Origin of the sequence: Amycolatopsis nalaikhensis, from assembly GCF_030264295.1 — a bacterium.
Classification (GTDB): Bacteria; Actinomycetota; Actinomycetes; order Mycobacteriales; family Pseudonocardiaceae; genus Amycolatopsis; species Amycolatopsis nalaikhensis.
In genome coordinates this window covers 3,964,820-3,986,371 of sequence record NZ_CP127173.1, presented here as the reverse complement: position 1 = coordinate 3,986,371, position 21,552 = coordinate 3,964,820, and the positions used below count along the sequence as shown (strand labels likewise).

26 protein-coding genes are annotated in these 21,552 nt (G+C 71.0%); 25 read left to right on the top strand and 1 reads right to left on the bottom strand.

All coding sequences use genetic code 11. The annotated features are described in order from the left end of the window. Window positions 1–4 precede the first annotated feature (4 nt). The 13 genes from QP939_RS19755 (at window position 5) to QP939_RS19695 (ending at window position 8,784) form a co-directional block, all read left to right on the top strand. Window positions 5–586 carry a hypothetical protein gene (locus QP939_RS19755; RefSeq protein WP_285458285.1) on the top strand — a complete coding sequence of 194 codons (582 nt, stop codon included), beginning with the start codon at window positions 5–7 and terminating at the stop codon, window positions 584–586. A gap of 196 nt (window positions 587–782) precedes the next feature. After that, window positions 783–1,772: a S1 family peptidase gene (locus QP939_RS19750; protein WP_285458283.1), complete on the top strand. Its 990-nt coding sequence runs from the start codon at window positions 783–785 to the stop codon at window positions 1,770–1,772. Window positions 1,773–1,892: 120 nt separating this feature from the next. Beyond that, window positions 1,893–2,813 (top strand): SAM-dependent methyltransferase, encoded by a 921-nt coding sequence (locus tag QP939_RS19745; RefSeq protein WP_285458281.1) that lies wholly within the window; start codon window positions 1,893–1,895, stop codon window positions 2,811–2,813. Next, window positions 2,810–3,238 (top strand): hypothetical protein, encoded by a 429-nt coding sequence (locus tag QP939_RS19740; protein ID WP_285458279.1) that lies wholly within the window; start codon window positions 2,810–2,812, stop codon window positions 3,236–3,238. The genes QP939_RS19745 and QP939_RS19740 overlap by 4 nt, the downstream gene beginning before the upstream one ends. Further along, window positions 3,235–3,396, top strand: a complete 162-nt coding sequence (locus QP939_RS19735; protein ID WP_285458278.1) for a hypothetical protein — start codon at window positions 3,235–3,237, stop codon at window positions 3,394–3,396. The genes QP939_RS19740 and QP939_RS19735 overlap by 4 nt, the downstream gene beginning before the upstream one ends. 7 nt (window positions 3,397–3,403) lie before the next feature. Next, a complete protein-coding gene (locus QP939_RS19730) occupies window positions 3,404–4,063 on the top strand; it encodes a helix-turn-helix domain-containing protein (RefSeq protein ID WP_285458277.1) in 660 nt (219 codons plus the stop codon). Window positions 4,064–4,497: 434 nt separating this feature from the next. Next, entirely contained in the window at window positions 4,498–5,739 is a 1,242-nt protein-coding gene (locus tag QP939_RS19725; protein ID WP_285458275.1) for a tetratricopeptide repeat protein, read from the top strand. A gap of 24 nt (window positions 5,740–5,763) precedes the next feature. Beyond that, window positions 5,764–6,399 (top strand): 2'-5' RNA ligase family protein, encoded by a 636-nt coding sequence (locus QP939_RS19720; protein ID WP_285458274.1) that lies wholly within the window; start codon window positions 5,764–5,766, stop codon window positions 6,397–6,399. Beyond that, window positions 6,396–7,010: a helix-turn-helix domain-containing protein gene (locus QP939_RS19715; protein WP_285458273.1), complete on the top strand. Its 615-nt coding sequence runs from the start codon at window positions 6,396–6,398 to the stop codon at window positions 7,008–7,010. The genes QP939_RS19720 and QP939_RS19715 overlap by 4 nt, the downstream gene beginning before the upstream one ends. 13 nt (window positions 7,011–7,023) lie before the next feature. After that, entirely contained in the window at window positions 7,024–7,800 is a 777-nt protein-coding gene (locus QP939_RS19710; protein ID WP_285458272.1) for a tetratricopeptide repeat protein, read from the top strand. Then, window positions 7,797–8,234 carry a hypothetical protein gene (locus tag QP939_RS19705; RefSeq protein WP_285458271.1) on the top strand — a complete coding sequence of 146 codons (438 nt, stop codon included), beginning with the start codon at window positions 7,797–7,799 and terminating at the stop codon, window positions 8,232–8,234. The genes QP939_RS19710 and QP939_RS19705 overlap by 4 nt, the downstream gene beginning before the upstream one ends. A gap of 33 nt (window positions 8,235–8,267) precedes the next feature. After that, entirely contained in the window at window positions 8,268–8,519 is a 252-nt protein-coding gene (locus tag QP939_RS19700; RefSeq protein WP_285458270.1) for a hypothetical protein, read from the top strand. A gap of 61 nt (window positions 8,520–8,580) precedes the next feature. After that, entirely contained in the window at window positions 8,581–8,784 is a 204-nt protein-coding gene (locus tag QP939_RS19695; RefSeq protein WP_285458268.1) for a helix-turn-helix domain-containing protein, read from the top strand. Between the two features lie 155 nt (window positions 8,785–8,939). Here QP939_RS19695 and QP939_RS19690 read toward each other — a convergent pair whose 3' ends face one another. Further along, complete coding sequence (locus QP939_RS19690; protein ID WP_285458267.1) at window positions 8,940–9,464, bottom strand: hypothetical protein; 525 nt, start codon at window positions 9,462–9,464, stop codon at window positions 8,940–8,942. Between the two features lie 611 nt (window positions 9,465–10,075). On the opposite strand from QP939_RS19690, the gene QP939_RS19685 reads away from it, so the two are divergent. The 12 genes from QP939_RS19685 to QP939_RS19630 all read left to right on the top strand — a co-directional run bounded on the left by QP939_RS19685 (window position 10,076) and on the right by QP939_RS19630 (window position 21,414). Next, window positions 10,076–10,474 carry a DUF7715 family protein gene (locus QP939_RS19685; protein WP_285458265.1) on the top strand — a complete coding sequence of 133 codons (399 nt, stop codon included), beginning with the start codon at window positions 10,076–10,078 and terminating at the stop codon, window positions 10,472–10,474. A 41-nt stretch (window positions 10,475–10,515) separates the two neighbouring features. Continuing rightward, on the top strand, window positions 10,516–11,493 hold the full coding sequence (gene dprA, locus QP939_RS19680; RefSeq protein ID WP_285458263.1) for a DNA-processing protein DprA: 978 nt from the start codon (window positions 10,516–10,518) through the stop codon (window positions 11,491–11,493). Between the two features lie 167 nt (window positions 11,494–11,660). Beyond that, the gene (locus QP939_RS19675; protein WP_285458262.1) at window positions 11,661–12,641 is read left to right on the top strand and encodes a DUF4192 family protein; all 981 of its coding nucleotides are present in this window, start codon (window positions 11,661–11,663) and stop codon (window positions 12,639–12,641) included. 470 nt (window positions 12,642–13,111) lie between these two features. Next, the gene (locus QP939_RS19670) at window positions 13,112–13,450 is read left to right on the top strand and encodes a response regulator transcription factor (protein WP_285458261.1); all 339 of its coding nucleotides are present in this window, start codon (window positions 13,112–13,114) and stop codon (window positions 13,448–13,450) included. Beyond that, on the top strand, window positions 13,447–13,683 hold the full coding sequence (locus QP939_RS19665; RefSeq protein ID WP_285458259.1) for a hypothetical protein: 237 nt from the start codon (window positions 13,447–13,449) through the stop codon (window positions 13,681–13,683). Before QP939_RS19670 ends, QP939_RS19665 begins: the two co-directional genes overlap by 4 nt. Before the next feature lie 110 nt (window positions 13,684–13,793). Beyond that, entirely contained in the window at window positions 13,794–14,555 is a 762-nt protein-coding gene (locus tag QP939_RS19660; RefSeq protein WP_285458257.1) for a GP88 family protein, read from the top strand. Window positions 14,556–14,736: 181 nt separating this feature from the next. Further along, complete coding sequence (locus tag QP939_RS19655; RefSeq protein WP_285458256.1) at window positions 14,737–15,360, top strand: hypothetical protein; 624 nt, start codon at window positions 14,737–14,739, stop codon at window positions 15,358–15,360. A 93-nt stretch (window positions 15,361–15,453) separates the two neighbouring features. Beyond that, window positions 15,454–16,953 carry an ATP-binding protein gene (locus QP939_RS19650; RefSeq protein WP_285458254.1) on the top strand — a complete coding sequence of 500 codons (1,500 nt, stop codon included), beginning with the start codon at window positions 15,454–15,456 and terminating at the stop codon, window positions 16,951–16,953. A gap of 379 nt (window positions 16,954–17,332) precedes the next feature. After that, window positions 17,333–19,261 (top strand): ParB N-terminal domain-containing protein, encoded by a 1,929-nt coding sequence (locus QP939_RS19645; protein WP_285458253.1) that lies wholly within the window; start codon window positions 17,333–17,335, stop codon window positions 19,259–19,261. Between the two features lie 242 nt (window positions 19,262–19,503). After that, window positions 19,504–20,583: a bifunctional DNA primase/polymerase gene (locus tag QP939_RS19640; RefSeq protein ID WP_285458252.1), complete on the top strand. Its 1,080-nt coding sequence runs from the start codon at window positions 19,504–19,506 to the stop codon at window positions 20,581–20,583. Window positions 20,584–20,602: 19 nt separating this feature from the next. Beyond that, a complete protein-coding gene (locus tag QP939_RS19635) occupies window positions 20,603–21,193 on the top strand; it encodes a hypothetical protein (protein WP_285458251.1) in 591 nt (196 codons plus the stop codon). Continuing rightward, the gene (locus QP939_RS19630; RefSeq protein ID WP_285458250.1) at window positions 21,190–21,414 is read left to right on the top strand and encodes a hypothetical protein; all 225 of its coding nucleotides are present in this window, start codon (window positions 21,190–21,192) and stop codon (window positions 21,412–21,414) included. Before QP939_RS19635 ends, QP939_RS19630 begins: the two co-directional genes overlap by 4 nt. Window positions 21,415–21,552: the final 138 nt, after the last annotated feature.

Below are 21,552 nucleotides of genomic sequence, written 5' to 3'. Positions count from 1 at the left end.
CGGCATGCAACTCCCGTACACCCTTGACGACGACCACGCAGCGATCGAGGCAGTAGGAGCGGAGATCAACCGCCCGGACCCGGCACTGTGGCAGGCGATGACCACCGGCGACGATCGCCTCCGGCAGACCTATCGGGCACTCGGACAGCTGCTCAAACAGGTTGAAGTCGCGTTCATCAAACGCAAAGCCGAACTCCGCGCCTTTCGCGGTTCCCGCCGAGAGTATCACCACGCGGCGGCCGCGTATCAGGAATGGAAGTCGCGGACCGTTCACTTCGCCAACTGCGCCCGCGCACGCCGCAGCGAGCTTGAACACCGAGTACGTCGCATCAACGAGCACGACGCCCTCGACCGGATGTCGACCGCCCTGCAGGCGCTGAGGCAGGCCGTCGCCGAACACCGTGACGCGATCAGACGCGGCGGCCGGCAGGAGACCACAGCCGACCGCATGCTGTGGCTCCGCCTTGAACTCTCGCCGTATACCGCAGAGCGCGACCCACGTCCAGCGCCACAACCACCCGACATCCCCCAGGACCCGGCCCACCACGCGGGACAACCGCCACCTCCGGGGGAAGGGAAAGGATGACTCCCTGACCATCTGCAGGCCGCTGCCGTAGACGGTCAGCAACCCGGGGGCTGCCGTCCTCGCACCGATGTCGACCCCGATTCCTGCCGCATGTCTCACCTCGCTCACCTCCCGAGCATGGCCAGGCATCCATTCCACACGTCCGCGTTGCCGTTCGGTCGCGCCGAACCCTTTGATACGAAAGGAACTTCTCCTCGTGCATTTCAGAAAGACCGTCGTAGCAGCCCTGGCACTGCTGCCAGTGCTGCTCGGTGTCTCCGCCGCCACCGCCGACACCCCGGCCCCACCGACCACCTCGGTCTCCCCGCGGATCGTCGGCGGCGACCCCGCCCCGGTCGCCTACGCCGGCGCCGGCTCCCTGCAGCTGCTCGACCACGGCGACCCGGACTCGCACTCCTGCGGCGTCACCCTGCTCGCCCAGGGCTACGACGAGACCGGGCAGCCGGCCGCGGTGGCGGCGTCGGCCAGCCACTGCCTGAGCAACACGCCCAGCCCCGCCGAACAGGCCCGGATGAGCCCCGCGGCGAAGAAGATCTTCGCCAGCTTCCGCACCGACCTGCGCGACCCCGACATCGACCGCAGCGATCCTGCGATCTACCACGTACGGTTCGGGTCCACCAACCGTCTCCAGGGCGGTGTCGTCCGCACCGGCAGCAAGATCGTGGTCCCGCCGCGATGGGCCTGGGGCCTGCCGGACACCGACGGCAAGATCTGGGACGTCTCCCTCATCCGATTCACCGGCCACGTCGACGGCGTCCGCCCGGCCCGCATCGCCCCCGCCTGGCTGTGGAAGCACGCGCTGGCGATCGGGTGGGGTATCACCACTGATCCCGCCGCCTGGACCGGCCCCGCACCAGCCCAGCTCAGCCAGCTCGACGTCCCGCTCCTGCGCGCCGGCAAGTGCGCGCCGGGCGGCATCGGCACCGGCGAGCTGTGCGCCGGAGTCCCGCCGACCGGCGGCGGTGTCTGCAACGGCGACTCCGGCTCCGGGCTGCTGCAGCGCCACGGCGACGACTGGTACCTGCTCGGCGAAGCCTCCCGCACCATCGCCGAATTCTGCGGCAGCGCGGCCATCTACACCGACCTCCACGCCTACCAGCCGTGGATCACCCGGCAGATCCACCAGTTGCTGCCCGGCTCTCCGAGCGCCACCACCCACACCGTGTCGGCCACCCCTGTCGGCTGACCTACGGAACACCTCGCTCCCCGCGGTGGCCGCGGCAGATCCGACGCCGCGGCCGCCCTCAGCCCCGGCACATGTCCGGCCACCGCGGGGACGCCCCACCAGCCACGAAAGCACCTCGACATGCCACCACTCACCACCGCGACACCCGGTCACCAGGGCGCACAACACGACCAACGCGTCCACGTCGACATCGAAAGTCCCCGCCGGGACGCCGTCGCCGACTACCTGCTCGACGGCTCCCTCAACACCGCCGTCGACCGCGACTTCGCCGACCGCCTCCTCGCCGAGCACCCGCAGCTGCCTCGCGTGGCGAGGTCCGTCGCCACCTGGGATCGCAGTGCCGCAGAGACCATGCTCGATCGCGGGCTGCGCCACGTCCTCCTCCTCGGCACCGGCGGACTTCCCCTCTGGGCGCACTCGTCCACGCTGACCGACCTGCACGACGCCGGCGCGCGGATCGTGGTGATCGAACACGACCCGATCACCCGGGGCCTGCACGACTGCATCGACCGCGGGGCCGCCGCCGGCCGCGGCCACGTCCTCTGCCTGCCCGCCGACCACCACCGGGACCTCGCGGCAACACCCGCAGTCGCTGACCTGCTCGCCAGCGGCGCGCCGCTCGGGATCCTCGCCACGGGCCTGCTCCGACCGGCCGGAATCCGCCTCGCCGCCATCCTGACGCTGCTCGAGGGCGCGCCTTCCGGCAGCCTCGCGGCGATCACCCAGCTCACCGCCCACGGGGCCGACGATCTCGACGACGCCGATGCCTCCGATCCCGCTGCGTCCCCACTCGCTGCGCGGTTCGCCACGGCCGGCATCCCGATCGCTATCGAGGATCGGCTCGCAGCCGATCAGCTGCTCGCCGACGTCGCGGACGTCACGACACATCCGCTCACGCCGGCCACTCTGGATCAAGACGCGCCCGGCACCGTCGTGCGAACCGTCCTCGTGGGCTGCCGTCCCCTGCGCACCGCCAGTACCGCGCTCCGGCCGGGCGGGGAGCAGCCCCGGGACATCCACGGACGGGGGAATCGGCGGTGACCTCGAGCATGGCCTGCCCGTGCGGCGTCGCTGTCCTGGGCATTGTCGAGGCCGCCACGGCCCAGGACGCGATCGCGGCCTACGAGCGTGCGGCGTTTCAGGCGCTGGCGGTCGGAGCCCAGCTCCACGTACGTCGGCACGCCGCCGAAATCTCCTCAGCCCGGGCGGCCGAGGAAATCGACGACATTCTGCGGCGGCTGCGGATCGCCCTCGCGCTGATGGAGAAGCAGGTGGCCGAAGACCCGCCGACGAACCAGAGCCCGGGAGCGCTCGCGGGATACCTGCGGTCGTGGGCTCACACCACCGGCCAGATCACAGCGCAGCTCTACCGGCAGGCCGCGCACCAGGACACCGCGACCTCCGCCGATCAGCTCGGCGGCGGCCCCGCCGCTCCCGGCTCCACCACGGCAGGCGGTGCCCGGTGACCGACGACGAATGGCACCCGACGACGCCGCGACGCCGGACCGACCCAGTCAAGGCCGTCGTCCTGGTGGTGGGCGGACTTGGCTGCTGCATCCTGCTGTGGGCGCTGGCGCTCATGGTTGTCTTCGCTGCCGACCTGCCTGCTCCCGCAGCCCCGTGACACGGCGATGAACAGCCTTCTTCTCCTCGACCAGACGTGCGCGGTGTGCACGCACGATGCGGTGCCCGCTGTCGTCCTTGACGGCCCCTGTCTGACCCAGTCGATCGCCCTGTGCAACCTCTGTCTGTCCACCCTGCAGCAGTTTACGGAGTACACCAGCGTCCACATCGACCTGCACCACGGCCAGGCTCAGCCCACCGCGGCCGACATGATCGACACCCTCCGCCACGAGCGTGCCTTCACCAAGGCCGACTTCGCCCGAGCCGTCGGCTACACCCAGTCCCACGTCACCCGTGTCCTGACTGCGGAAACCAGCATCAGCGCCCACTTCGCCCACAGCGTCCAAGAGGCATTCGGGCTGCGCGCGCTGCACCTTCTGCACCGCCAAAGCGCCGACCAGCTCACGGTCATCGCCCACGCCGCCGCGTCCTCACGGGCCAATCCGCGCAAGGGAAACACCGTCGATGTCGACGAAGCCCAGATCGAGGAGGACTACCGCCACCACACACCGATCCACGAGATCGCCCGAAGCAACGACGTCTCCTACGGAACCGTCTGGCGCATCCTCGACAAACGCGGCGTCCCCGTCGAACCCTTCGGCGGCCCGACGCCGGGCCGACCTGCCGGTGCCGAACGCGGCCTGCGGGCCCATCGATCACCGCACTGACCGAATCGCCGCCCGGCAACGCACCTTCCGCGCCGCCGGCATCCCCGGTCGTCACCGGCCCATCCCCGTTGCCACCGCCATCACCACGAAATGACGAATTCGCATGGATTTTCTGTTCACCCTGCTGCTGTGCTCCGCCTACCCGGCGCTGGGTCTGCACGTCGCTCGTACCGAGCTGCGAACCGCCCGGCATCGGCCAGCAGCCAAGCCAGTGGCGTACCGGCAGCTGCCCGTCCCCACGTGGCTCTACGTCGTGGCGATGGTCCCGCTCTGGCCGGCTGTGGAACTTATTCCCACGCCGCGCCCGGCGCCCGGCAGCCGATCCGGCCAGTCCGCATGACCCGCGCCGCCGCACCGCGTAGACACCCGCCGCGCAGCCGCCGGACCGAGCCATCCCGCGTGTCCCAGTTCGCGCATGGTCGTCGGAGGCGCCGGTGAGCATTCCCTACGCCCACCTGCCCGCCCCGATCCAGCGGGTCTACGAGCTGCTCGCCGACCACCCCGGCCCCGACACCACCGCGCTCCCGATCGCCGCGAGTCTCAACATCAGCGAGCCGGACGCGGCCGCGGCACTGCAACGGCTGCACGCTGCCCGACTGCTCGACCAGCTCCCGCCCGGGGACCGGTACGCCCTCGCGCCCTGGGCCCGCCAACACGCCGCCCATCAACGCGCCCAAGTGCCCGACCCGACCCGCTCGGAGCAGACCACCCGGCTGATCGACTGGTACGCCGCCACCGCGACCGCCGCCGTCCCGCTCATCGCCCCCGACTCGTTCCGGTTCAGCGCGTCCGCCGTCCACGAAGCCGTGCCCCACGACCACGTGGACGGCCACCGCGTGCTGCGCTGGTACGCCGCGGAGCACCGAGTCCTGCGCAATGTCCTCACCGCCGCGGTGGACCGCGGACGCGACGATGTCGCCGTCGAACTGGCCGAAGCCACCTGGCACCTGGCCCGCACCACCTACCACCACGACGACCTCGCCCACGCCCAGCACACCGGCCACACCCTCACCCACCACACCCACCCTCCGATGGCTGCGGTGTTCCGCGCGCGCGAAGCCTCCGCCCTGGCCGACCTGGGCCGCCTTGCCGACGCGCTCGGCGCCGCGGCCGACGCCACCGCCCTCGCCCGGGACATCGGCGACCCGGGCATTCTCGCGCTGGCCTCCTCCCACAGCGGCCGCGTCCACCTCGCCGCCGGCGACCCGGACGAGGCGCTGCGGGAACTCACCGCTGCTCTGCGTCAGTACCGCAGCGTCGTCGACGACCACGGCCACGCCCTCGCCCACCGCCGCATCGGGCAAGCCCACCTGGCCCTCGGCCACACCGCCGACGCCGTGCGCTACCTCGACGCCTCGATCAGCGCCCTGATCCGCGCGAAACACCGGCTGGGTGCGGCCCGGGCACTGACCTACCTCGCCGACGCGCTCACCGCCGACCGGCAAGCGTCCAGCGCGCTGTCGGCCGCCGGTCGCGCGCACACCCTGCTGGGCACCGCCGCGGCCCCGCGCTACCGGACCGGCCTCGACCTGGCCGCCGCCCACGCCCGCTACGCCCTCGGCGAGACCACGATCACCCGCCGCCTCACCGAGAACCTCATCACCCGGCTGCGCCACGCCGGCCCCGGCGCCGCCGGCGACCTCGCCGCCGCCACCGACCTACACGCCCAGCTCTGACGTGCCAACTTCAAGGAATCCACAGTGGAACCGTTCTTTCAAGCTGATCGCCTGTGGCCGGCCGGTCACCGCGAACTCCAGCTGATGATCATCCCCGACCTCCGGCGGGATGACGAACTCGCGTGCCTGGTGAAGTCCTGCCGCGACATCCTGCGCGAGCATCCCGCCACCACCCGGCCCGTCCCCGACGAGGCGCTGCACCTGACCGTTCAGCCGATCCGCCCGCCCACCGACGGCGCCGTCGACCCGGCGCTCCGTGCGGCGCTGATCACTGCGCTCGGCCCCGTTCTCGCCGACGTGCCCGCGTTCGAGATGCTGATCGGGTCGGTCCTCACCCAGGCCCGTGGCGTCGTCGCCGACACCCACCACAACGCACCCTTCGACGACCTGATCGACCGCGTGCGACCGGTCATCGCCGAGCTGTGCGGCCCCGAGGCCGTCACCCACGACAGCCGACCCGCGCACATGGCGCTGTGCTACGCCGACGGCAACGCCTGCAGCGACGCGCTGCAACGACGCCTACGCCACGGCCTGCGCCCCAGCCACGCCCGCATCACCGTGAACGCCATCGCTCTCGTCGAGACCGTCCAGATTCCCGAACACTGCCTTTACGCCTCGACCGTCCTGCACTCCTTCCCGCTGGCCGGAGCGTCGCGATGAACGGACCTCACGTGCCTCAGTGTCCGACGACCGTCGAGGTCGACGTCGTCCCGGAAACGTTGTTAGCCGCGCAGCGCGACATGACCGCACGAAACCCGGGCAACAGTACCGATGTGCTGCAGTGGATCGAGTTTCACCGCTACAACGCCGAAATGTTCCGGTTGGCCGGTGAACGTCTCGCGGACCTGGGCCGCACGCCGCTGGACGACAACTGGCCGCACTGGTGCTTCACACTCCAGACCGAAGCAGTGCAGAAGTACGTCCGCCGCTTGGCCGCCGAGACCAAGCAGCTGCTACGGGAACACCGACTCCCGCCAGGTCTACTTCCCGGCGTGGAGTACATCCCGCTGCTCCCGCCGCAGCGATTCGGTGACTGGCTGCGCGACACCTGCACGATCGCTGGCGTGGACTTGGACACGGTGGCCGAGCGGACTGGGCTGCCGGCTCCGTTCCTGGAGAAGGTATTACACGGGCACGAACCGATGCGGTCGCTGGAAGACGTCGCGGCGGTCGCGGACGCCTTGCGCGTGGACCGTGCCATAGCCGCGGTCATCGCCATGCGAGACTTCCGGGAGGGGCGCAATGGGTGGTCTGACGCCACGCAGCAGTAGTGCGGCGGGTCCGGTGCCCGCGCTCCTGGCCAGCGCGGCGTGGCGCGCAGATCTTGCCGCGCTGCGCGAGCGGGTGGCCATCGAGTCCCGCAACCCCGAAGCGCTGATCGAGCTCCTGGCGCAGGCAGCCGAGTGCGCCGAGCGCGACGGCGACCTGCCCCTGGCCGAGTCCGGTTGGGTTCGCGTTCTCAGTCTCCAGCGGTCGCGGAAGGACCATGTCGGCGCCTGCGTAGCGCTGACAAGGTTGAGTGATCTCTACCGCCGCTGGGGCCGCCTTCACCGGGCGCTGGACGTGCTGTCCACCCTCATCGACAGCTGCGACGGCGCCGGCGACGATCACCGCGGGCTGCTGGCGCGACGCGACATGGCCGCGGTTCTCCTGGACGCCGGTCGTGCCGCCGCAGCCCTGCCGTACCTCCGTCGCGCGATCGCGCTCACCGACGACGACTCCGTCGAAGACGTCGTGCACGCCGACGTGCTGATCCTGCTCGGTCGCACGTATTGGATGTGCGACCGGATCCGCGACGGCCGGAAAGCGTTCACAGCGGCGCTGGCCCTGGTGGACGCGCGTGACGTGCACTGCGCCGACCACGTACGCGCGATGCTGGCGACGCCCGCCGACGGATCTTTCCCGTGCCCGGCCCGCGACGTCTCCGGGCACCGCGGACAGCCGCCACAGCCGCTCGATGAGAGTTGTTCATCCCGGCTGCCCCGGCAGGCGCCCGAGCGGCAACCATCTGAGGCTGCTTCGCGTTGCGGTGCACCAGAACCGCCGGAGGCCACGCCATGAGCCGTCATGAGCCTGCCGAGGAGGTTCTCGGGCTCGACTTCGCCCAGCGGCATCGTATCGGCTGCTATTCCTGGGATCTCGGGACGTTTCAGCGAGGCGGTCACGTCCGTCGAGAATGGGCCTTGCGGATGCACAGCCGGAACCCGAACGGTGAACAGCGATCCATGACGTGGCTGCACGACCTGCCCGGACACTCCGAGCTCGACTGGGACGAAGCCATCTTCCTGCTCGCCCGTGATGCCGGAGACGGCCGGCTGTCTTTCGACGCCTACATCGAGGACAACCTCTCCCCACGTGACGACGAGGACATCCCTCGGCACGAGTACCACGACTGGGTGCGCGCAGAGCACCTGTGGCATCAGGTTCGTGACTTCCTCGGCCGCGACCCGGTGTTGATCGGGTCGTTTTTCGACATTCTGCCGCCCGAGCGTTGAATGCCGGCCCGCGAACCGCTGACCGTGGGTCGCGTGCTCGGCGACGCCATCGGAGTTCCCTGTGTCGCGGCCCTGGTGATTCCGATCATCGCCATGGTCTTCGCCCCCTGGCGCCCGGTCTACGGCGCCGTCGCCACGTGGGCGGCGGTGGTCATTGATGTCGGCTGGGGCGTCGCCCTGTTCGTGTCCGGGGTACGCCGGCTCAGAGAGGAATCAGAGGCAGATGTCTGCACCGTCCACGCGGGACACCGCCCAGTACCAGGCGACGTCGACGAGACCCGGTAGGCGCTGGCCGACTATCGGCCAGCATGTCACCGCCGCACACCGGCGCTTCCCCGCTGACGGCGTGCCGGATCCGGACTGGCTTCCCTGGCCGCCCACGGCCCGGAACTGCCCGCTGCCGCTGCCACGGGGCGAGCGCACCCCGTATCGGGTGTGGGAGGTGATGGAACTGCGGGCCAGCTACGTGCGGTGGCCCCAGATCGCCGCGCGTCTCGGCACGCCCGAGCACGTCGTCCGCGACTGGATCCACCGGCTCGGCAACCGGTGATTCGACCGGGGCTCGGCCCGGAGATCGTCGTGCCACAACACACCGATTTGCCAGATCGAGTGAGGGCTGGACGTCGGCCCGGCCCGGACAGGACACCGGCCGGACCGACCCGCCCACGCGGGGACACCCGACCGGATGTCACCGCGTTCGTGGCGTCACGGGCACTGCGGAACCCGGGGTGTCCCGCCACCGCCGGGACCCGTGTGCTGCTCGACCTCCCACAGATCCCCGCGGACCCAGCCGTAAGTGCCGCCGCGGTAGGACCAGCCCCACGCGTGTCCATCGGACGCCCCGCGCGTGCACGACACCCAGAACCCGGCCCCGTAGGCGATCGTGCCCAGCACCGGACCGTCCACGGGCCGGGACCGGATGCGCGCGCCGTCCGCGGTCGCGGTGACCGCGATCCAGCCCTGCGCTGTCGCGGCCGACATCGGCCGCGTCTGCGGTGAGGTCGGTGTGGACCACACGAGGGTGCCGTCGGGTGCGACCGCCGGTGTGCCCGCGTTGGCCTTGCCCTCGCCCAGCGCGCCCACGTCCGGCTGATCGGACGCCACATCGGCGAAAGGCTGAGTGCCGGCTGCGTCAGCCGGCGCGGCAGGTGCCATCGTCGCACTCGCGAGAGCACCGAACGTCAGCAGTGACGCCGCGATCCGCTTCGCGCACAGAAGACTCGTTGTCATCAAAGGACTCCCGTCGACTCTGGCGCGTTGCGACCGCCCGGAAGGACAGCTCGTTCGAGCATGAGGGCAGCGGCTCGTCAACGCACGCAAGAAAACCCGACGCCCGGTCCGGACCGAAGCGTCGGACCCGGGACCTCACCGACCGTCAAAAGCGACCGGTGCATCGTCGGTTGAAGTTTTCGGCTCGGGAGAGGTGCCCTCCCCAGTGCCCCCTCCCGAGCCGGGAACCTTCACCGCCGGGGGGTTGAGAGCGGATCGGATCCCCAGAAGAGTCCGCTGTGGTCGCTCCCTGTGGACCACAGTGGATCACCTTCTAGTACCCAGAGTGCCCCAGAAAACGCCAATTGGCCACAAGTGTGGCTGATTTTCTTGTGATAACTTTCAGTGTCGGGCCTTGCGCTAAGCGCAGTGCCGCCAATTCCGTCCCGTCGTCCGACTGCGGCTGGGCGTGACCGCAGCTCAGTGCAGCAGACCCGCGGACCGGGGCAAGCCCGCAGTCCACGAGGGACACCGCCGCCCTCCCCGTGGCCGGCTTGCCCCGGACCCGCGGGGCCCGCTGACCAAGGCCGCGTCCACCGCCCACCCCGGCCACGGCCACCGAGGAGGAACCCGTGTTGAAATACTTCGTCTCCACCCATCGCACCCAAGGCGCGCGGGACAACGACTCCAACAGCATTCCGGGTACGGAACTGGTCGATCTCCCCGGCGAATGCCACGCCGACCCGGACTCGCCAATCTGCGGCTGCGCCCGCAGCTTCGTCGGCATCACCAGCCGGCAGACCTCGACGACAGCCGAGGTCGTCGCGACTGACATGACCGCCGCGGAGTACATCGGCCGTTTCCACGCCGGGCTCCTCGCCCTCGGCTGGAAAGACAACGTCGAGACGCGCAACGGTGTCATCGATGCCGCGGTGGAGCTGCTGCTGCTCGCCGCGATGTGGCCGGTGGGCACCGTCGTCGAACGCCGCCTCCACGAGATCCGCGTGCGGAGCTTCCCCGCCGAATCGTGATCGCCCACTGCGTGCCCAGCAGTTCGCACGAAGGAGTCTTCATGTCCAGTTCCACCGACGCGCGGCGTGCCCGTGCGTTCCTCCAGCACGCCGCCGAACCCACCAACCCGGTCCTCGGCCGCTACGTCGCCGAGGTCGGGCCCGTCGACGCCGCCCACCGCATCGCCGGTTGCTCCGCACCGGCCGACGTCCTCGCCGAGTCTCGTCGTCACGTGCGCTGGCAGCTCGCCGACGCCAGCCTGCGCACCGCCGCAGAGCTCGGCGCCCGCTTCGTCATCCCCGAAGACGAGGAATGGCCGGCCGACGTCTTCGCCGGTCTGAGCACCCTGGCCACGGACGACGACACCTTCGGCGGGCCCCCGCTGGGCCTCTGGGTCCACGGCGAGCCGCGGCTGGACGAGGTGGCAGCCGCGCGCTCGGTCGCGATCGTGGGAGCACGGGCAGCCACCGAGTACGGCGAGCACCACGCTGCGGACTTCGCCTACGCGCTGGCGTCTCGGAACGTCGTCGTGTGGAGTGGCGCCGCCTACGGCATCGACGGCGAAGCCCACCGCGGAGCGCTCGCGACCGACCGTCGAGCCTGCACCGTCGCCGTCCTGCCGTGTGGGATCGACCTCGGCTATCCGGCCGGACACGTGGGTCTGCTCAAACGGATCGCCGCCTCCGGCGCGGTCGTGTCCGAGTATCCGCCCGGCATGCCGCCTGCGCGGCATCGGTTTCTTCAGCGCCACCGGCTTCTGAGCGTGTTGACCCGGGCGACGGTGGTGATCGAGGCCGGGCAGCGCAGCGGCGCCCTTCACGCCGCGCGCCTGGCCGACAAGCTCGGCCGACCCGTCCTCGCCATCCCGGGTCCGGTGTCCTCCGCGGCGTCCGCCGGGTGCCATCGGCTGATCCAAGACGGCACGGCCCGCCTGGCCACCTCCGCCGACGACGTCATCGCGGTGATCGAGGAGGTCGAAGGGGAGGTGGACGCGGAACCGGAGGCGGGCATCCCGGCGGTTGTGCCCGATCGACGCTAGCGCACGCCCCGACGGCGGCCCGCACCTCGCGCACGCCCAGTGACCCCGCGCAGCGTCCCAGGCCGCCGTCGGACGCGCGCTCAGGCGGTGGCGGCTCACACCTTCGTGGGCCGCCACCGCCTCCCCGGGCTCATTGGCTGGGGAGGCCGAGCCGAGGAGCGCCGACCGTGACCGCGTACCTGACCCCCGGTGAACTGATCGGATCGCTGCCCGACACCTGCGCCGACACCCTGCACGTCATCGCTCTGCCCGCCCACACCGACAGCACATCTGCGTGGCGGCTGACCTCACCGTCAGGCGCTGCGTTCCCGGTCACCCAGGTGCGGGACAAGACCACCATCGAGATCGCCGGGCACGTGCGGGACGCCATGCCGGCCCACCGCGACATCGACCTCGTCATCGTCATCATCGCCGAGAACCACTCCCGGAACCGGCTGCCGCTGCGGGCCGCGATCGCCGCGCTCGAGGCCGACCTGCGCCCCGCCGGACACACCGTCATCGGCCGCTACTGGGCCCCGCACACCCGCCCCGGCGCCCCCTGGCGCGACTACCGCCGCTCCACCCACCTCGGCACCGTCATCACCCCACGCCCCGGCCTCGACTTCGCCGCACCCATCCAGCTCGGCGGCGACGCCCCGACCCCGACCTGGGGTCTGCCCTTCACCGAATCCGGTGAGACCTTGCCGGCCAACCTCGGCCGGTTCGCCCGCCGGATCGTGCCGTTCCTGGTTCGTCGCGGGGACGAAGCCAACCGGATCGTCGCCCACGCCACCATCCAGGCAAGCCGCGGCGAGTTCATCGACAACGTTACAGCCTTCGCCGTCACGGCTGCGCTGGCCGACAACGCCGTCTACGGACCGATGCTCCTGCCACCGAACGAGTTCGACCCGCAGCGAGTCGAGCAGTTGTGGATGGCCCTTTACCGCGGCCGCCCCGACCCCAGCGCTCGCGCACGGCTGGCGACCTTGATCGCGGCCAGCGCCGTCCGCCGGGGCGACCGCCGCCTTACCGCCTGTGCTCTCGCCCACGCGCACGGTGCGCCGGGCGCCGCGACCGTCGGTTTGCTGTTCCAGCAGCACGCCAGCGCCGAGGTCGTCGAGCACGAACTAGACGAGACCGCCGGCCGGGTCGGCGCGACGCGCTGGTAGCCCACGTCCTCGACACCCCATCGCGGCCGCAGCGTCTCGGGCGTCGTGTCACCGCTCGCGACGTCCGGGCGCGCGGCCCCGAGCAGATCACCTCGAACATCGCTGTCGCCGCCGTGACCGTATCAGCTCCGGATCCAGCGGCTGCCGGCTACTTGTGACCTCACGGTGTCGCGCGGCCTCGATCACGCGACCAGGTCCCGCGACACCGGTCAAGGCCCACCGCAGAACATCGAACGCCCCGACCGCAGGACCAGGGCCTTGACCGGTGCCACGCCGGGACCTGGGTGACCGGTGTCGTCCACACGCCACCCATGCGAGGCCACCTGAATGAACCGGGAATCCCGAGTCGGCACGCCTTCCCCCGGGCGAGCCGAGTCCCGGTTCGGGGCTGGCCGGGTCAGCGCACGCGCCGCGCTGTCCCGGCCAGTCTCCTCTTGCGCCTCTCGTCGAACGTTGTCGGAGGTCCGACAGTGCCACGTGCGACCGAACTAACTGCCATCGAACGGGACGTCCTCTGCGATGTTGCGCGCGGTCTGAGCAACATCCAGATCGCAGGGAAGCAGTTCCGCTCACCCGAAACCATCCGCACCCACATGAAGAACATCTTCGCCAAGTTGAATGCCCGCAATCGCGCGCACGCCGTCGCCGTCGCCTACGACACCGGCATCTTCCACTGCCGGCTCCCGCACCTGCCGCTGACACAACCGATATCAGCCGGAATCTCGCCATCATCGTGCCGACACGGCACCGCACCGACGGCCGTCAACCGCTCCGCCGCGCGTCGGCCCGCGCACGGAGGACGGCAATGACCGATCCCACTCACCCGGCCACCGTGACGACCTTCCTCGATGATCCTGCCCTGCCGCTTGTCATCGATCCTGCCGATGTCGGCGCCGACGCCGAGACCGTGATCGGCGAACTACTCACCAGGGACCCGGCGGACGCCGCGATCGTCGTGCGGGGCGCGGCACTGCTGTCGGCCGCCGACGCGGGCACCGCCGCCGAGTGCCTGGCCACGTCGATGACCTGGCTGTATGGCTGATCTCGCTCGTCGGGTCGCCTACCTACCCGACATTGCGGGTGTACGGTGGAGGAAACCGGATCTTGGTGTGGCCTCCCCATGCATCGAGTGGCATGAGGACGGTGGTCACGATGACGCTGCTGCGGCAGAACCGCGAACTGAAGCGGCTCGGGATCTGGAACTGGTCCCTGCCGGCGTTCGCCGGGAAACTGCCGGATGGCCGTAACTACAACGTATGCCCGTCGGCTGGCGTGTGCGCGAAAGCCTGCTACGCCAGAAACGGTACCTACCTCTTTCCTCAGGTGAAAGCACGACATCAGGAGAACTTGCGCTGGACCATGGATGACCTGCCAGGCTGGCAGCAAGCGATGCTGGATGAGCTGTCGCACAAGCGGTTCGTCGACGCGTGGGTGAGGATCCACGACAGCGGCGACTTCTACTCCCGCGCGTACCTGTCCGCGTGGCTGGAGATCATGCGGGCCCGGCAGCGTACCCGGTTCTACGCCTACACCAAGGAAGTCGCGGCGTTCCGAGAGCTGGTCGAGCCGAATCCGCCGCGGAACTTCTGGTGGGTCTACTCCTACGGCGGCACCCAAGACTCCGCATTGGACCCGAGCACCGATCGGGTCGCCGACGTCTTCCCCGACGAGCAGTCCATCACCGATGCGGGCTGGCATTCGCAAGAGGACTCCGACCTGCTGGCCGTGCTCGGGCCGACGCCGGTCGGGATCCCGGCGAACAACATCGCGCACTTCAAGGCCCGCCAGGCCGGGCGCCGGTGGAGCCGCTGGCAAGCCGGTGTCGATGCCGCCCGCGCCGCCCGCCGCGCCAGCCCCGGGCCTACCTCAGCCGCCGGCGATACCCAACTGGGCACGTTCGCAGACCCACGGTAGCGCCGTCCGGGGCCACGGCGGCTTCCTGCTGCCTAACAGCGCGGGCCAGGTGCAGGCCGCCGTGGCCCCGGCTCGCGCTGTCACCGGCTCCACGACGTGCCACCCGGGACGCCGGCCCGCCGCGACCCGCGGCAGCGGCAACCGGAACTGCACACCTCGCGATCGAAAGGAACCCCGGGAGATGTCGAACAACTTGATGCCGTACCTGCGTGCGGTCGCGGACGTGCTCGGCGAGCCGTGGCGTGCCGCCACGTCCCGTTGTGTCGGTGAGGACGCCGCGCTCGTCGGCCCGGACGGCGGGTGGATCAGCGTGACCGTCTCCTCCAGCGGATCGGGGGAGCGTCTGGTGCTGGAAGCCTGGCTGGACTCCGAGCTCAGTCCCCATCAGCCGACCGGAATGGTCCGGCCGTCGGTGACCGTGGCGCGGGCCCGGCCCGCCGCCGCAGTCGGCAAAGACGTGGCCCGGCGGCTGATTCCGGACGTGGTCGAGCTGATCGCCGCGGCGCGGGACCTGGCGCACCGCCGCGCGTGCGACGCCGCCGACCTCTCGAACGTCCTGGCCGCGATCGGCGCGGGCTTCGGCACAACCCCCGAGGCCGGGGCGAACACCGTGTCAGTCGGGGCCTACGGCCAGCCGCTGTTCGCGACCGCGCAGGTGCTGCAGCCGATCTGGCGCAGCCGCCAGCGCCGGGTGCGGTTCAGCATCGACGCCACCGTCGAGAACGCGCTCGCCCTCGCCGCGCTCGTCGGTGAACGTGCCGCCGCCGACCGCGCCACGCCCGTGGCGCCCGATTCTGGCCGCTGACCGTCGGCGCGACTGTCGCGCAGTCGACGAACACCCGACTCCGGCGCCTCACTGGCGCCGGAGTTCTTTTCTTCACAACGAAAGGACGATGCCTTGGAAGCCCATGCCCGTGTGGTTACCCTCGACAACTCCCAGGCTCGGATCGTCGACATCCGTGCCGACCTCGGCGTCGGCGACGCCACGCTGTGCGTGCACGGCCTCAGCCTGACGGTCTCGCGTGAGACCCGCGACCGGGTGCGTGCGGCCATCCGCAACAGCGGCCTGTCCTGGCCCGAGGGCGTCGTGTACCTGACCGCCTCCACCGCGCACCCGCGCTCCGACGTCGATCTCGCCGCGGCGGCCGCGGCGCTGCTGGTCACCGACGCCGTGCCGGTCCGGCGTCTGACCGCGACCACACTGGTCGGCGAACTCGGTCTCGACGGCACCGTCCGCCCGGTCGCCGACGTGCGGACGCGTGCGATCGCGGCCGCCGACGCCGGGTTCACCCACCTGGTCGTGCCCGCCGCCAACGCCGCCGATACCGGGAACGTCCCCGGCCTCACCATCGTCCCTGTTGCCTGCCTAGATGACCTGGTCACCTGGCTGCGAGGCGGACCTACTCCGGCCCTGCGGCCCGAATCGGGCGAAGGGGCGTCGCCTGCCACGCTGTGGGCGCCCGAAGCCTGGGCCCAGCTGTCGCCCACCGCGGTCCGAGCTGCCGCGGTCGCGGCCGCCGGCGGTCACCACACCCTGCACGTCGCGGCTCCCGGCACCCCGGTCCTCCTGCTGCCCCGGCTGATGCGGACGCTGATGACCGACCTCACCGACACCGAGGCGGTCGAGCTCAGCAAGTGGCACGTCCTGGCCGGCGAACCTGCCCCTGACCGCAGCGAGCACCTCCGGCCGCCCGGAGTTTCCCTGCGCCCCGACGACACGATCGCCGCGGTAGCCGGATCCCTGAATCGGCCGGGATTGCTGACGCTGGCGCACTGCGGCGTCCTGACCGTCGAAGACCTCCCCGAGCTTTCCTCCCGCATCGTCGAGGTGCTGCGTCCAGCGCTGGAGCACGGCACGATCGGCATCACTGCCCGGGCAGGCGCCGAAACGCGCCCGGCCGGGGCGCGCATGGTCTTCACCGCCCGGGACTGCTCCTGCGGCCGCGTCCGGGCCAAGGAATGCCGCTGCACTCCGGCGCAGCGTGCGCGCTACCTCGCCCGGATCCCGCACTGGTTGCTCGACCGCGTCGACCTGTTCGTGCGGACGGTCACCGTCGCAGAGCCTGATGTGTCGCAGCCGTCCCTTGAGACGCTGCGGGACAGCGTCGCCCGAGCCCGGGAACGCGCGCGCCGCCGGTGGGGTTCCGTACCGGTACCCGGTGCCGCGATGGAGTACTCGCACGTCGTTACTGGCCTTCCCGCCAATGTCGTGGGCGAGCTGGACGCCGCGATCCGAGAGGGGCGGATTACGACCCGCACGGCTGTGCGGTGCCTGCGGCTGGCCTGGACACGGGTCGACTTGGACGGGCGGGCGCACCCGGACATCGCCGACGTGTGGCTGACGCTCTCCCACCGCAGCGCGATGCTGGGCCTGCTGCGGGATCCCGCCTCGAGGTGAGCTGAAGCAAGAAACGACCGGGAAAGCACCTTCGGCGATCAGCCGATGCTGCGCACCGGGCCGAGGAATGAGGAATGAGGAATGTGTTGCTGCGCTGAGGAAAGCCGGTGCGGTGTTCCGGTCGGGCCGACGCACTCTAGCGGAGCCTGGCGTCGGGGCAAGCCCGCCCCGTTCGCGGACATGGCTGCGGATGGGCAGAAAGGGGCGGGCCTGCCGCCGACGCGGGCGGCCCCGCTTGGGCGAGTGCGTCCCGACCGGGACACCCGCACATCGCCATTCTCCACTGCTGGACAGCAGTTCGGGGACGGCGCGGTGTGCGGGGTTCGAGGTCGGTCACCGGGGCTCCCGGTGACCGACCGGCCCGAATCAAGGAGCCCGCGTGACCGCCACGATGGATCTGCCCACCCAGCGCGCCGACGACGCCGACCCCGCCACCCCGGAGATCGATCCCGCACCGTCCGACCTCGACCGCGCCGTCCCCGATTCCACCAGTGGCGACGAGGCGGCGGCCAGCGCTAACCCGCTCGCCGGGCTGTCTGAGGACGAGCTGGCGGCGTTGCACGCGCAGTGGGACGCCGAGATCAACACCGTCATCCACATCAACCCGGATGAGGCGCTGCTCGCCGAGAACGTCCGCACCGAGAACGCCGAGGCGGACCCGGCGACCACGGCGAACTTTAAGAACAACGGCATCAACACCGCGGCCAACGGCTACCGCAACTACGAGACCGGCATCGTCATGATCACCGAGGGCCAGCGGCGGTTCAACAACGCCCGTGCGGCGGGCGTCGAGCTGCCGGTCTGGATTAAGACCCCGCCGCCGGCCGACGAGCGCAAGGCCACGATCGAGCGGATCGTCCGCCAGCTCGAGGAGAACGACCTCCGCAAGCCGCTGACCCTCGGCGACAGCGCCCGGGCTATCCAGCAGCTGGCCGCCTTCAACCTCACGCCCGCGGGCATCGCCCGCAAGCTCGCCCGCGGCCGCAACGGCGCCGCCTACGTCAAGCAGGTGCTGCAGGCCGGGGAGAGCGAGCTGGCCCTCAAGGCCGCCGAACGCTTCGACCTCGACCTCGTCCAGGCCGCGGTCGTCGCCGAGTTCGACGCCGCCGGTGACCGCGAGACCGCCACAGAACTGATCCGCATCGCGCGCACCGAGCCGAACAACTTCCAGGTGTTCGCGCAGGCCAAGCGCGACGAACACGCCAAGAAGCAGCGGCTCGCCGCCCTGGTCACGACGCTCACCCGGAAGCTGACCGCCGCCAAGATCACGATCTTCGGTGGCAGCCTCACCCCCGAGGCCGGCGAGGCCCGTTCGCTCGACCGGCTGCGCCCCAGCCCCGGGGACGCGCCCTACACGACGCTGACCGCCGAGGACCACGCGTCCTGCCCCGGCCACGGCGCCTGGATCGAAGACGACCACCACGACGGCAACGGCGACCGCATCGCGGTGGCGGTCTACGGCTGCGCGGACTTCCGCGCGCACGGCCACGCGCTCAGCCACGCCCCGGCCGGGCGTGTCGACCTCACCCCCCGCACCACCAGCACGCCCGACACCGGAGATGGCGGTGGTGCGGGCGCCGCGGGCGAGGAGAGCGACCTCGCGGCCGCGCGAGCTGCGCTGGCCGCCGACGAGCGTGTCCGCGCCGAGGCGCGGATCATCCGCCGTTGGGTGCGCAAGAACAACGAGCTGATCGACGCCTCCGAGAAGCCGCGGCGTCAGTGGCTGGCCGAGTTCGCGTTGCGCAAGACCGCACCGAAGGGCGCGCAGCTGTTTCTCGCCCGGCAGAAGGCCCACGGCGGCTACGAGTTGCGCCGCGCGTTCAACCAGAACCACGCCCTCGCCCGCCAGCTGCTCGGCCTTCCCGTTGGCAGCACCGTGACTGACCTGTCCGAGAAGGTCGCCACTGCTTCCACGCCGGGTAAGGCGACCGTCTATGACATGTTCCTCACCTTCTGCGCGATGGAGGACGCGCTCTCGCGCAACGCGTGGCGATACGCGCAGCAGGCGGCGCAGGAGTACCTGACCGCGCTCGTCGGCGCCGGCTATCCGGCCTCCGACGTCGAGCGGCTGATCATCGCTCCGCAGAGCGAGCGGGACGTCATCGCCGCGGCACTCCGCGGAACCACCACCAACGACGCCGCCGATGATGACGACGCTGAGCAGCAGGGCGACGTGCTCGATGCCCGAGCGATCGGGGGCTCCGGCCCGGCCGAGCCGGGCGACGATGCGCCGGACCCCTCCGAGGGCACCAGCGCTCCGGTAGATCCGGACGCGGCCGCCGCGGAGCTGGCCGAAGCCGCGAGCTAACCGGCCGACGTCCCCCGATGTCGCCGGACAGGGGCGGGTCCGCACACCTCGGGCCGGGCCCGCTCCTGCTGTCGCTGTCCTCCTCGACGCCCGCGCAGCGTTCTCGCGGCGCAGAACGGAGTGTCGCCGATGCACCCGCATCGTCCGCCGAATGTCCGGCACGTCCACCTCACCAGCACTGACATCGCCCGGCACCGCCACGTCACCCCTGGTCCCGCCCTGGTTTCTGTCGAGCTGATGCCATGACCACGATCGTCACCTCTGCGGCGACCGCCCCTCCTCGGCCCTTCACCGGTGAACTTCTCCGTGCCGCGATGGAGGCCGCCGAGCGCGGGTGGCCAGTGTTTCCGCTCGTCCCCTGCGGGAAGAAGCCCGCCATCGAGCGCTGGCAGCAGCGGGCCACCTGCGATCCCGGCCGCATCCGCCGCTGGTGGACCCGCTACCCGAGATGCAACGTCGGGATCAGTTGCGGGCCTGCGGGCCTGCTGGTGCTCGACCTCGACGCCGCGCACGGGCGGGTCCCCGAGCCGTGGGCACGCCACGGCGTCACCCACGGCCGGGACGTCCTGAGGCTGCTGGCTCAGCTGGCCGGCGAGCCCGACCCGGTCGACACCTTCACCGTCGGCACCCCGCGCGGTGGTGAGCACCGGTACTTCCACCGCCCGCCCAGGTCGCGGCTGCGCAGCACCGTCGGTGCGCGTGGTCACGGCCTCGGCTGGCACGTCGACACCCGCGGCCCCGGCGCCCTCGTCACCGCGCCCGGCTCCCTTGCCACCGTCCACGGCGTGCCGGTGCCCTACACCGTCACCGGGGACCTGCCGGTCGCGATCCTGCCCGCCTGGTTGGTCACCGCCCTCACCCCGCTGCCTCCTCCACCCCCAGAGGCTGTCCCGCCGTTGCGGCTTCCGGCGACCAGCCGCCGGGTCACCGCCTACGTCCAGGCGGCCGTCGACGCCGAGTGCCGCAACGTCGCGGCCGCCACCGAAGGCCACCGACACATCACGGTGTTCGCCGCCGCAGCTGCCCTCGGCGAGCTGCTCGGCAACGGCTGGATCAGTGCCGCCGAGATCACCCAGCGCCTCACCGACGCTGCCCGTCGGCACCTCGGTGTCGCCGACTTCGACCGCGCCGAGCTGAGCAGAACCATCCGCGACGGCATCGCCACGGGACGGGAACACCCGCGCATCCTCACCGACCGCCCCGCGCCGCGGCCCGGCCGCGCACGCGCCCAGAAACGTCTGCGCACCGAAACCACAACGCCTTCGTGCACAAGCGAAACGGGACACCCGACGGGCCCCGCAACAGCACCACTGTCCATTTGAGACGCACGAGGTGATCGCCATGTCCGAGGACGTGACTCAGCACGACCACAACGCCGTCCGCGCCGACGAACAGCTCGTCAGCGGAGATAACCAGCCTGCCTTTCCCGCGCAGCTAGGTGAACCGCAACTGATCGCCGAAACCGATAGAGGCCAACAGTTCTACACGGTGACACCCCGGTTTCGGCGAGTGGTCGCCGAATGGGTCGCCATCACTGTCGAGGCCACCTCCGACCACCTGAGGTTCCGCTGGGACGGCACCGACCTGCTCGTCATCGACGACGCCGCAGTCGACCCCGATGATCCGACGAGCACGCCCCACATCGACCGTATCCGGCCGGACTCCAGCAGCCGGTACTACTTCGACGGCTGGTTGTGGAACGAGGCCGACGCCGCCACGCACCGATCTGACGACACCGCCCGCGCGGCCTTGACTCTTCTGGCGCAGGACCGTCCCCGGCCGGTCGCGCCGCTGATCCGGTACATCGCCGAGCACACCAACCCCCCGCTCGACCCGGCAGCACTGCGACGCATCCGCCGACGGCATCGGACCCGAACCACCCCGGCCACCTCACCAGCAGCGTCAGGCCTGGAGCACGGAGAAAGCCAATGAGTGACAGCTACTTCGACGTTCCACCGGACTCGGTAATCGAGGTCGCGCACCCGGGCGACGACTTAGGTACCGACATTGTTCCCAACGGCCAGACCGCGTTGCTCGTGGGCGACCACGACACCGGCGTCGCCGTGATCCAGGGCACTCACCGGCAGCTCACCGCGTTCCTGCGCCGAGCCGCTCAGGCCCTCAAACAGGTATCGGAGGCCAAGGGCCCGTAGCCGGCCGACGCGCTGGCCCGCCGTCAGGACAGCACACCGAGGCCCCGGGCCGAGCCCACCCGCCACGTTCAGCGGATGCGGAGCACCCGGGGCCTCGGCGCGCTCCGGGAGCGGCTGGCCAACCGCGCCCGGCGCGGA

Coding starts and splice junctions, on each gene's coding strand:
- QP939_RS19755 (WP_285458285.1), top strand. CDS start 5: ATGCAACTCCCGTACACCCTTGACGACGACCACGCAGCGATCGAGGCA.
- QP939_RS19745 (WP_285458281.1), top strand. CDS start 1,893: ATGCCACCACTCACCACCGCGACACCCGGTCACCAGGGCGCACAACAC.
- QP939_RS19730 (WP_285458277.1), top strand. CDS start 3,404: ATGAACAGCCTTCTTCTCCTCGACCAGACGTGCGCGGTGTGCACGCAC.
- QP939_RS19715 (WP_285458273.1), top strand. CDS start 6,396: ATGAACGGACCTCACGTGCCTCAGTGTCCGACGACCGTCGAGGTCGAC.
- QP939_RS19705 (WP_285458271.1), top strand. CDS start 7,797: ATGAGCCGTCATGAGCCTGCCGAGGAGGTTCTCGGGCTCGACTTCGCC.
- QP939_RS19690 (WP_285458267.1), bottom strand. CDS start 9,464: ATGACAACGAGTCTTCTGTGCGCGAAGCGGATCGCGGCGTCACTGCTG.
- dprA (WP_285458263.1), top strand. CDS start 10,516: ATGTCCAGTTCCACCGACGCGCGGCGTGCCCGTGCGTTCCTCCAGCAC.
- QP939_RS19665 (WP_285458259.1), top strand. CDS start 13,447: ATGACCGATCCCACTCACCCGGCCACCGTGACGACCTTCCTCGATGAT.
- QP939_RS19660 (WP_285458257.1), top strand. CDS start 13,794: ATGACGCTGCTGCGGCAGAACCGCGAACTGAAGCGGCTCGGGATCTGG.
- QP939_RS19655 (WP_285458256.1), top strand. CDS start 14,737: ATGTCGAACAACTTGATGCCGTACCTGCGTGCGGTCGCGGACGTGCTC.
- QP939_RS19640 (WP_285458252.1), top strand. CDS start 19,504: ATGACCACGATCGTCACCTCTGCGGCGACCGCCCCTCCTCGGCCCTTC.
- QP939_RS19635 (WP_285458251.1), top strand. CDS start 20,603: ATGTCCGAGGACGTGACTCAGCACGACCACAACGCCGTCCGCGCCGAC.
- QP939_RS19630 (WP_285458250.1), top strand. CDS start 21,190: ATGAGTGACAGCTACTTCGACGTTCCACCGGACTCGGTAATCGAGGTC.